Source organism: Thioalkalivibrio sp., from assembly GCF_007692535.1.
GTDB lineage: Bacteria > Pseudomonadota > Gammaproteobacteria > Ectothiorhodospirales > Ectothiorhodospiraceae > Thioalkalivibrio.
On record NZ_REBW01000262.1, the window covers coordinates 1 to 9,864 of the forward strand.

Genomic DNA, 9,864 nt, shown 5'->3' on the forward strand with positions numbered 1-9,864 from the left:
GACTCTTGAGGGCACCTTCACCGGGGTCGGACCAAGCCAGGCTATTGAAAAAACTGGAAAATCACCCCAGAAAATGCCTCTCATGGGCCTTAAACGGCCATTTTCTCCACGGAAAATGCCGCAATAAGGACGAGAATCCTCCGAGGCTGCCGCCACCGGCCTCCCGCTCTTTCGACTTCCTGATTATCATGGAAGCTCCGCAGAGGACCCCTTCGCGCGCAAGGCGCGCTCCCACGGGTCCTTGCCCTTGTAGCAGCCTGCCTTGCAGGCGAAGGTTCTGGCGGTTTTGCTGCGGTCAACGCGATTTTCCTTGGCTGCGGAGGAGTCGTGATAATCAGTTTCGACTTTGCGTAGCACCCCGTGGGCAAGGTCGTCGTTTTCATTGCAACCGGCCCGCCCCCGCTCGCTCTATCCCTCGCGATCCCGCTGGGCGCGCCAGCGCTGGTATTGGGGCCAGTCGCGGTAGGCCCCGCTGGACACGTATTCGAGCCGCGCGAGGAAGCTGTCCACCAGATCCTGCCGTGTGGCGTCGGGAAGTTGCCCGGAGTGATCGATCAGCCAGGTGCTGTCCATGCGAAAGGCCTCTTCTCCGTCCTCTGCGTAGAACACGAGCCCCGGCTGGTGGGCCAGGGCCAGATCCCCGGCCAATGCCTCCGCGGTGCCATGGCGGCCATCCGGCAGGACCGTCACCGCAGGGTCGTCGACGTTCAGGCGCAGCGCGTGGAACCCGGCGAGCACTTGTTGTATCTCGGGATGGGTCAGGATCTGTTCCCGCAGCCGACTGCATTCCTCGCAGTCGTTGCGCTCGAACAGCACCAGCGACGGACGCGGATTGGCAGTCCTCTGCGCGGCGAGGTCGGCCGGCGGTTGCTGGAAACCGGCAAGCGGTTCCCGGGGCGCTTCAGCGGCATCCCCCGCAGCGACGGCGCCCGGCGGCTCTCCGTTCTCCTCGTGCAGCCGCCTCGCGAAGTCGCGCAGCGATTCACCACGCCAGGCATCGGATTCGAGATAATCGAGAATGACATGCATCCGCTCCGGGTCCGCGAAGCCGACGAACCGCAGCATCCGCTCGGCGGAGCCGTCGATGAACAGCAGGGTCGGCGTGAAAATCGCCCGCTCGTGCTCGGAGAGCTCGCGCGCTCGCAGCATCTGGCCGTCCAGATGGATCATTTCCACGTCGCTGAAGACATCGACCGCGATCACGTCGAACTGGCCGGACAGGCGCCGCACGATCTCCGGATCCTGGAAGGTGCTGCGCGCCATCGCAACACAGTGCAGGCAGGTCTCGGCACTGAAGAACAGCGCGATCCCCCGCTTGCCTCGCGCGACGGCGTCGTCGAGGTCGCCCGGCAGATCGTAAAATGTCTCTGCGAACCATTCCGGGTATTCCAGTCGCTCGCGCGCCTGGCCCGGTGGCGCAAGCAGCAGCGCCGCGACCAGCACAACGGCCAGCCCGAGGACACCGCTGCGCGTAGCCCAAACACCAACGGCCGAGGGATCGCCACCGACTCCACGCCGGGAACCTCGAAGGCTGCGACACCCGCGCATCACAGCCGATGGCCGGTGGGAGCAAAGATCGAAACGCATCGCGAAACTCCGTGATTGGAAACATGGATGAGACGTCCCCGGGGGCCCTGGCATTCCAGAGGCAGCCTGGCTAAAGAGCTGATGCACCCGTTAGCGTGAAAGTCACAGCCCAGTAGGTCGGGTTAGCGCAGCGTAACCCGACGACGTCCCGGGGACGACGCTATTTTGCGCCCATGGGTGTGGTGCGAGGCCCGTCGGGTTACGCCCTTCGGGCTAACCCGACCTACGGTTTAGGGCCGTGAAAAGTTAACCTCAAAATCACGGCCATGCCTGTGCCATGGCCCACGCCGCCACGGCGGATGGACCACCCGCGGCAAGGCGCGGGAGCATCCCTGCCCCCGCGCCGACACTCCCGACCCGTTGCCGGATTACGGCAGGACAGGAACCTCGAAGCTCGGCATCTGGCCGGTCAGGGTATGCAGGAAGGCAACCATGTCCTCCACTTCTTCGGACGAATACTCACGACCCAGCATCTCGCGTCCCATGACCTCCACCGCCTCTTCCAGCGTCGCGGTCGCGCCATTGTTCATGTAGGGATAGGTCAGCGCGATGTTGCGCAGGGTCGGGGTCTTGAACGCGAAGCGGTCCGATTCATCACCGGTCACGAGATAACGCCCCTCGTCCTCGGAGCCCGGGACCTGGATCCGATAGAACCGACTGTCGGTCAACGCCGGCCCGCTGTGGCAGGCAACGCAGCCGCTGTCGGCAAAGGACTTCATTCCTCGCTTTTCCTGGTCATCGAGGGCCGCAAGATCGCCGTTGAGATATCGGTCGAAACGCGAGTTCGGGGTATTCAACGTGCGCTGGAAGCCCGCCAGAGCCATCGCCACGTTATCGCCATTGATGGGATCGTCGTCTCCCGGGAACGCCGCGGCGAATTTCTTCTCGTAGATGTCGAACTCCTTGAGCCGTTCAATGGCGTCCTCAAGGGACATCGCCATCTCGATATCGGCCTCGATCGGACCCAGTGCCTGTTCCTCCAGTGTGTCCGCCCGACCATCCCAGAACTGGGCGGTGAAGAAGCCGGAATTCAGAACCGTCGGTGTGTTGCGTTCGCCCACCTGTCCCTCATGGCCAACCGCACGCGGGATACGGTCGGACCAGCCCAACGCGGGATTGTGGCAGGTCGCACAACTGATCACACCGCTGCTCGAGATGCGGGGTTCGAAGAAAAGCATGTTGCCCAACTCGACGCGCTCAGGGGTGAGCGAATTGTCGGCGGGAATCGGGGGCAACGCCGGCAGCGGCTCGAACTGGTCCCGGTATTCGGCAAAGCCGTCGTCAGCGAAGGCATTACTCGAGAGTGTCAGCGCGGCTCCGAGACATAGCGCGGAGACCGCGAAAAGCCGCGGCGTATGTGCAAATCTCATGTCGTCGTTCCTCCTTGGGGGTGTGCCGACGTCCTCTACGGGATTGAGCACGTTGGATGCGACGGGCACCCTGATTGGCTTCGATTCGAAAAGACAGGCGACCTGGTGGGCCATGCGGGAAGTTCGGTCACTAGGGAGCACAGCCAAGCTCACCGGAGCAAGGCGCGCAAGTGCAGGAATAGCCACTCTAGTTCAGACTTGCCCAACACAGCGCCGGCGCGTCTGGCGACACGATCGGATACCGAACTTTCCGCATGGCCCACCAGCCTGCCGCAATGGGTATAGCGTATGTGTGGGATTTAATCCACTCGCCTACCGCAGCGGTGAAGCCGCCGGAACCCGCCGCGCGACCCGACGCCGCTACACCCGGCAACGCGGCATCATCGTCTCGGGGACAGGTTCAAACTTTTCGGTGCACTCCGCCATCAGCCTGGTGTCATGGCGATAATCCTCGTCGGAGATGAACGCAATGCCCGCGCATTCCCCTTCCTGAACCCGCCGGGTAAGGAGAGGGTCAAGCGGGCGGCATCCCTAGATGGCCTTCTGACGAGGGTGCACTCCGCCCGCCCCTCGATCGGCCGCGAGGTGCCAGGCATGCAGGCGCATCGCGCCACGGATCAGTCCGGGTTGGTGTCTTTACCCGGCGCAATCTCTTTCTCGGCGCGTTCATGCCACTTCTGAAAGCATTCAAGGCCGCAGAAATAAAGCGCGTACTCTTCCGCTTCGGGCTGTTCGGCCTCCGAGGGCGGAATTTCCTTGAGGCATTCCCTGCAGTGGACGCGCGGTGGCGTTGGGTCCTTTTCGGGCCCGCTGGCGTTGGCGTTATCAACCACTGTTCCGCTCCGTATTTCTCTCACATTCTCAACATAGACCACATGGAGGAAATGTTCGCGGGGCGGCCGATGCTCGCGCAGGCCGGTCTCGCGCCCCCTGTAGGGTTGTGGACATCCTGCGCAGGGAAACATTCCTGGCCTATGGCGGGATCAGGTATCGCTAAGGCCGCGATGCCCTTGGCCCTGGGGCGCTGATCGCTGAGCGCTGAGACCGGACTGACCCCGACACGTATTCGGCCATTGGCGAATCGTTGCGCGTCCGTCGGGATGATCAGCCAGCGAACCGGGCGGACTACCCCGGCCATGGTGATCACCATCGCAGCGATCAGCTGATCCCATTTGGCGAGGCCGCCGTCGTGCCCGAGCCTGATGCCACTGAACATCAGCGAAAGACCGATCAGCATGCACAGTGCCAGGTTCCAGGGCAGACCGACGCCCGTGCTGAACGCACGCTTCAGCACCTCGAGCGGCAGAGCGTGGCGTTTCGAAAGCTGGTTGCGCCGCTCGACCGTGCTCACGAAGGCGTCGCGCCGATCGTCGTTGTGCAGGAACGCATGGCCCATGCTGGTGCCGCCGGTCCCGAGATGGCTCTGCAGGCTGCGTTCGTAGAGCCGCGCGATCTGGTGTGCCCGTGTGGGCACGCAGGTCCGGCCGTCATTTTTCGCAAGGGGATGACGGAGGACCGAAGGGTCGCAATCATGCGTATTGACGCGCGCGGCTACGCGGCGACAGGATCGGTGGTAGACGATTTGAATGTGCCGTTCTCGCGTCTGGGGTTGCACCGCCTGGCTCGCGCTGTCGGCGATGCGTGCAGCGGCTGAACCCCCTGGGGAAACCCAGGATTCAGCAAGGCAGGGCCCATGCCCAGCGAGACCCTCCACGAGGAGCCATCCACACTCGACACGGAAACGATCGCCCGGCTGGCAGCACCTCACCGGTCTCACGACCACCACAAAGGGGTGATGGAAATGAACGCCTATGATCTGATCCTCATCGGAACCGGCCAGGCCACGGGGGTCATCGTCGAGCCGCTACTGGACCGCGGCATGAAGATCGCGGTCATCGAGGCTGAGCGGGTGGGCGGGTCGTGCGTGAACTGGGGCTGCACGCCGACCAAGACGTTGATCGCCAGTGCCCGCGCGGCACACATGGCGCATCGGGGCGACGATTTCGGGATACGGATTCCGCACTTCTCGATTCAATTCGACAAGGTCATGGAACGGGTCAACGACATTCGCGTGCCGTCCAGCGAGCAATTTCGATCCTGGCTCGATCGCGTTACCGATTTCTATCCCGGCACGGCGAGCTTCGTCGATGCGCACACGGTGGCAGTCAACGGGATCACAATCCATGGCGAGATCATCGTCATCCATACCGGCACGCGCTCACGCACGCCGCCGATTCCCGGCATCGACACCGTGCCATGGCTGGATAACCGCGGCATTCTGGACCTCACCGAGGTTCCCGAGCACCTCCTGGTGCTGGGTGGATCGTACATCGGCCTTGAATTCGCGCAGGCATACCGCCGCCTCGGCAGCCAGGTCAGCGTGTTCGACAACAACGAGCGCATTGTCAGTCACGAGGACCCCGACATCAGCGCGATCGCCCTGGAGGTATTGCTGGCGGAAGGCATCGAATTCCATCTGGGTGCGGACGCCACGCGTCTGGGTCCGGGAAACCACTTCCCGGACGGCGCTGCCCTGACCTGCCGACAAGGCGATATCGACAAGACCGTCGAAGGGTCGCATCTACTGATCGCGATCGGGCGCGTTCCGAATACCGACGAGTTGAACCTGGATGCCGCCGGGATCTCGGTGGACGAGCAGGGATTCATTCCCGTGGACGATGTGGGCCGCACTTCGATCCCTCACATCTATGCACTCGGCGACGTCAACGGCCGCGGTGCCTTCACCCACACCTCAGTCCATGACGGTCAGGTGTTTCTCGATCACCTGGCGGGAGGACAAAGGAAGATTAGCGACCGGACAACGATTTACTCGATGTTCATCGACCCGCCATTGGCTCGGGTGGGTCTGTCGGAGACCGAGGCACGCCAAAGCGGGAAGGCCGTCCTCATGGCGACGATGCCCATGAGCAAAGTCAGTCGCGCCCGGGAAAAGGACGAGACCGCCGGTCTGATCAAGATCCTGGTGGACGAAGAAAGTGATCGGATTCTTGGAGCAGCCGTCTTTGGCGTGGGCGGTGACGAGGTCATCGGCATGCTGGCTCTCGCAATCCAGGCAGAGCTGCCGTACCGCGTACTGCAGGAGACCGTGCTGCCGCATCCAACGGTCTCCGAGATGATTCCGTGGCTTTTTCCCGACTTGCAGCGCCTAGAGTAGGTACTCAGCGTGGCGGCCGGATCGCTGTGCTGCGGCGTTAACCGGGCACGGTTCACCGATATCGCCGGGTGGTGAACCCGAAGCCGGGCGCGTTTCGGTCCCAGTCGGATTTTAGGTGTACTGTCCCCGGAAAAAGGGCTTCGCCCTCAGAGCGCCGACGTGGCCGGCGCCAACCATTGGTATTTCGCTCGATCCGGGATGATGTTCCGGATGCCGCCCTTTGGGTCTTCCACGTCTCCCTTGTAGCGCGGGAGGAGGATGACGTGCAGGTGGTCGATACTCCTTCCCGCCGCCCGACCATCGTTGTTGCCAACGGTGTAGGCGTCCGGGCGGTTCCCCAGGAATGGGAGTTTCAGGACGGCTTCGATGTGATCCTTCGGTCGCTCTCGCAGGTAGTCGCGGTTCAGCATGTTCCGGTACAGGTCGTTCATATCCGTCGCCTCGATGGCCTGCCGGACCCCGTGTATGGCGTCGAAATAGTCCGACTGCTCCGTTTCATTGAGGTCGAACAGAGAGACCACGTGCCGCCGCGGGATAATCAGTGCGTGCCCCGGATTCACCGGGTTGGTGTCGAAGATGCCGAGGAACGAGCGGTTCTCGTAAATGAACGGGTCGGTCAAGCCGGCGGCAACCCGGCAGAAATAACAGTCCTGGTCTGGTCTGGCGCTGGTCATCGGATATCCTGGGCGGGCTTCAGAGGCGCCCGATTCTAGTGGATTTTCGCGCCGGTGTGCCCGTGATCGGAGAGGGTGGGTTTCTTGCACTGCCCCGTCACGGGGGTGTCTGATGATGTGCGACATGACTCGATCCCGATCACAAGCTCCCTATTCCGGCTGGATCACCTTCCTCGCCCACCTGTTTTTCGTGCTCGCCGCCTGGTCGGTATTCATCAAGTACGTCTTTCCGATCGCTTTCGCCCTGTTCACGGACGAGGCCTGGACGACCCACATCTTCTGGGACTTGTGGCCGATCGCGCATGTCTGGCTGGGCTGGGCGCTGTTGATTCAACCCTGGTACACGCGGTGGCTGGCCGTGAGCATGTCGGTCGTCGAGATCGTCATCATCCTGACCCTGTTCACCATCTTTCTGGCCGAGCCGGACTGGACCATCTGGAGGACCAACTGGTTCGTCAACAAGGTCTTCGTGCTCTCCGCCTTCACGCTGATTCTTGCCACGGTGGTCGTCAAACCTGAACTTTTCCGAACGAGGTCGTCTTGATGAGTCATCGCCGCTCGCGCCGAACCGCCTTGAAAATCCTCGGTGCCGGCATCGCCGCTGCCTGGTGGATGCCGCATCTGTCTCTCGCCAACTCCGGCAGAGTGCTCCGCAAGTCCATCCCCGGCGGCGGGCATCTGCCGGTGATCGGCCTGGGTACCTGGCAGACCTTCAATGTCGGCAGCGATCCGCAGCTGCTCGACGCACGTACCGAGGTCGTGCGTGCCTTCTTTGAACACGGCGGCGGCCTGGTCGATTCTTCACCGATGTATGGCTCCGCACCCGACGTGATGGGCTACGCACTCGAAAAGCTGGGTAAACCGGACTCGCTCTACACAGCCGAGAAGGTCTGGAGCCCGGCCGGCGGCGGTACGCGCGAGCAGATTGCCGATCTTTCCGGCCGTTGGGGCGTCGACCGCTTCGACCTGGTACAGGTCCACAATCTCACCGACTGGCGCGAGCACCTTGACGTACTCAAGCAGATGAAAGCCGATGGCGAGATCGCTCACGTCGGCATCACCACCTCGCACGGGCGCCGGCACGACCAGATCGAGCGCATCATGCGAGAACACGACATCGATTTCGTGCAGCTGACCTACAACATCACCCACCGCCGGGTCGAAGATCGCCTGCTGCCGCTGGCGGAGGAAAAAGGCATTGCCGTGATCGCCAATCGCCCCTACGACGGTGGTCGCCTGATCAGGAACCTCAAGCGCCGGCATGAAGTACCTGGATGGGCCGCTGAGGAATTCGATTGCCGCAACTGGGCCGATTTCCTGCTCAAGTTCATTGTCAGCCATCCGGCGGTGACCTGCGCCATCCCGGCAACGACCAGAGTCGAGCACGTCATCGAGAACATGCGCGCCGGCCACGAACCCATGCCGACGCAAGCAACGCGGGAACGCATGATCCGCCACATCGCGTCGCTGTAGTCGGGCAATGAACGACTGGCAGACCTACCGCCTCGAAGACTTCATCCCGTTCACCCCGGATATCTACTGGCGTTTGCTGGAACGCATCAACGAAACCTTCTGGCCACTGCACATTCTGGCCGTTGCAATCGGCCTGACTACCCTGCTGCTCGCCCTTCGCGGCAACAAACGCATGGCCCTGGCCCTGCTCGCCCCCGCCTGGCTGACGAGCGGAATCATCTTCCACTGGACCTATTACGCCGAACTGAACTGGGCCGCCCCGTGGTTTGGCTGGGGCTTCATCGCGCAGGCTGTTCTGTTGCTCGCCCTCGCATTCCTCGCCGGATCGGTCAAGACGCAAGAACCTTCCAAAGCGCTTTCGACCTGGATCGGCACAACCGTCGCGATGGTTTCCCTGCTTGGCTATCCTCTGATCGCCGCAACAATCGGCCCAGGCCTGAGTCATGCAGAAACCTACGGCCTGCATCCCGACCCTACTGCCATCGCCACTCTCGGCGTGCTGCTGATCCTCCTGCGCGGCCCCACCCTCTGGCTGTCCTTGGTCATTCCCATCCTATGGTGCGTGATCGGGTCGCTGACCCTGATTGCGCTTGACGCAACCGGGGCACTGATCCCACTGGCTGCGGTGACCATCATTGTTGGCACTTCGATCGCGCACTCGATCAAGTCAGCAGCGCGGCCACACATTTAGCCACATCGAACCACAACCGCTTGGCTCGCCAGCCAGGCCACCCCGGCCGCGGGTCAACAACATGGGTGGCTTGTACGGTGTGGTACGGCGTTCCGCGTCCGCCCGGACCGGAGGTTAGGTGCGGCCGATGTCCTCGTCCCAGAGCTGCGGCTCTTGGGCGATGAACTCGCGCATCAACTCGATGCAGGCCGGTTCCTGCAACACCTCGACCTCCACGCCGCGAGCGCGCAGCAACTCCTCCTCGCCCTGGAAGGTTTGATTCTCACCGATCACCACCCGCGGAATGCCGTACAGCAGGGTAGCGCCGCTGCACATCGCGCACGGCGAAAGGGTCGTGTAGAGGACCGATTCGCGGTACACCACGGCAGGCTGCCGACCGGCATTCTCGAAGGCGTCCATCTCGCCGTGCAGAATGGCGCTGCCTTGCTGCACCCGGCGGTTGTGGCCACGCCCGATGATGCGACCCCGGTGCACGATCACCGCGCCGATCGGGATCCCGCCCTCGGCCAGGCCCTGGCGCGCTTCCTCAAGGGCGGCCTGCATGTAGATATCCATGGCTTTCTCTCCACCTGGAACCTCTCTCCCAGAGATTTTCACATCGTACTCCCAGCACGCCGAGTTGGAGATTCAATTGCGGGAAGCGCGCTGGGCACCGAGTCGACGTGCGCTTGCCCTGCCCCGCACGGCGGCTCAGACTGTCGCGCCGACGACCCCGAGGATGAGGAGGCTTGAACGCATGGCGCGACTTCTGACAGCGCTGCCGGCAGTGCTGCTGCTCGGTGCGGCGCTCGGTGTCGCCGGGCCCGGGGCTGCGGCCGACGCGAACCCGATCGATGATCGCAGCGCCCCTACCTACGAGGAGCACATCGCACCGATCATGGCCCGCCACTGCAC

10 protein-coding genes are annotated in these 9,864 nt (G+C 62.9%); 4 read left to right on the forward strand and 6 right to left on the reverse strand.

Annotated features, from left to right (window positions below; genetic code table 11):
* Positions 1-408: 408 nt before the first annotated feature.
* The 4 genes from EA346_RS14525 to EA346_RS14540 all read right to left on the reverse strand — a co-directional run bounded on the left by EA346_RS14525 (position 409) and on the right by EA346_RS14540 (position 4,572).
* A complete protein-coding gene (locus tag EA346_RS14525) occupies positions 409-1,587 on the reverse strand; it encodes a thioredoxin fold domain-containing protein (RefSeq protein WP_296759790.1) in 1,179 nt (392 codons plus the stop codon).
* Positions 1,588-1,955: 368 nt separating this feature from the next.
* On the reverse strand, positions 1,956-2,957 hold the full coding sequence (locus tag EA346_RS14530; protein ID WP_296759792.1) for a cytochrome c peroxidase: 1,002 nt from the start codon (positions 2,955-2,957) through the stop codon (positions 1,956-1,958).
* A gap of 617 nt (positions 2,958-3,574) precedes the next feature.
* Positions 3,575-3,790: a DUF3330 domain-containing protein gene (locus tag EA346_RS14535; protein WP_296759794.1), complete on the reverse strand. Its 216-nt coding sequence runs from the start codon at positions 3,788-3,790 to the stop codon at positions 3,575-3,577.
* Between the two features lie 20 nt (positions 3,791-3,810).
* The gene (locus tag EA346_RS14540) at positions 3,811-4,572 is read right to left on the reverse strand and encodes a hypothetical protein (protein WP_296759796.1); all 762 of its coding nucleotides are present in this window, start codon (positions 4,570-4,572) and stop codon (positions 3,811-3,813) included.
* A 78-nt stretch (positions 4,573-4,650) separates the two neighbouring features.
* On the opposite strand from EA346_RS14540, the gene EA346_RS14545 reads away from it, so the two are divergent.
* Positions 4,651-6,132: a mercuric reductase gene (locus EA346_RS14545; protein WP_296759798.1), complete on the forward strand. Its 1,482-nt coding sequence runs from the start codon at positions 4,651-4,653 to the stop codon at positions 6,130-6,132.
* Positions 6,133-6,278: 146 nt separating this feature from the next.
* Here the strand turns inward: EA346_RS14545 and EA346_RS14550 are convergent, their stop codons facing one another.
* Complete coding sequence (locus EA346_RS14550; protein ID WP_296759799.1) at positions 6,279-6,806, reverse strand: HIT family protein; 528 nt, start codon at positions 6,804-6,806, stop codon at positions 6,279-6,281.
* Between the two features lie 124 nt (positions 6,807-6,930).
* Between EA346_RS14550 and EA346_RS14555 the strand changes: the two genes are divergently transcribed.
* Genes EA346_RS14555 through EA346_RS14565 form a run of 3 tightly spaced genes read left to right on the forward strand, consistent with a single transcriptional unit; the run spans position 6,931 to position 8,970 of the window.
* Positions 6,931-7,350 carry a hypothetical protein gene (locus EA346_RS14555; protein WP_296759801.1) on the forward strand — a complete coding sequence of 140 codons (420 nt, stop codon included), beginning with the start codon at positions 6,931-6,933 and terminating at the stop codon, positions 7,348-7,350.
* On the forward strand, positions 7,350-8,279 hold the full coding sequence (locus EA346_RS14560; RefSeq protein ID WP_296759803.1) for an aldo/keto reductase: 930 nt from the start codon (positions 7,350-7,352) through the stop codon (positions 8,277-8,279). Before EA346_RS14555 ends, EA346_RS14560 begins: the two co-directional genes overlap by 1 nt.
* Before the next feature lie 7 nt (positions 8,280-8,286).
* Positions 8,287-8,970, forward strand: coding sequence for a DUF6064 family protein (locus EA346_RS14565; RefSeq protein ID WP_296759805.1), 684 nt, complete (start codon positions 8,287-8,289; stop codon positions 8,968-8,970).
* Between the two features lie 114 nt (positions 8,971-9,084).
* Here the strand turns inward: EA346_RS14565 and EA346_RS14570 are convergent, their stop codons facing one another.
* Positions 9,085-9,525: a nucleoside deaminase gene (locus tag EA346_RS14570; RefSeq protein WP_296759808.1), complete on the reverse strand. Its 441-nt coding sequence runs from the start codon at positions 9,523-9,525 to the stop codon at positions 9,085-9,087.
* Positions 9,526-9,864 lie beyond the last annotated feature (339 nt).

Coding starts and splice junctions, on each gene's coding strand:
- EA346_RS14550 (WP_296759799.1), bottom strand. CDS start 6,806: ATGACCAGCGCCAGACCAGACCAGGACTGTTATTTCTGCCGGGTTGCC.
- EA346_RS14565 (WP_296759805.1), top strand. CDS start 8,287: ATGAACGACTGGCAGACCTACCGCCTCGAAGACTTCATCCCGTTCACC.
- EA346_RS14570 (WP_296759808.1), bottom strand. CDS start 9,525: ATGGATATCTACATGCAGGCCGCCCTTGAGGAAGCGCGCCAGGGCCTG.
- EA346_RS14525 (WP_296759790.1), bottom strand. CDS start 1,587: ATGCGTTTCGATCTTTGCTCCCACCGGCCATCGGCTGTGATGCGCGGG.
- EA346_RS14560 (WP_296759803.1), top strand. CDS start 7,350: ATGAGTCATCGCCGCTCGCGCCGAACCGCCTTGAAAATCCTCGGTGCC.
- EA346_RS14530 (WP_296759792.1), bottom strand. CDS start 2,957: ATGAGATTTGCACATACGCCGCGGCTTTTCGCGGTCTCCGCGCTATGT.
- EA346_RS14545 (WP_296759798.1), top strand. CDS start 4,651: ATGCCCAGCGAGACCCTCCACGAGGAGCCATCCACACTCGACACGGAA.
- EA346_RS14555 (WP_296759801.1), top strand. CDS start 6,931: ATGACTCGATCCCGATCACAAGCTCCCTATTCCGGCTGGATCACCTTC.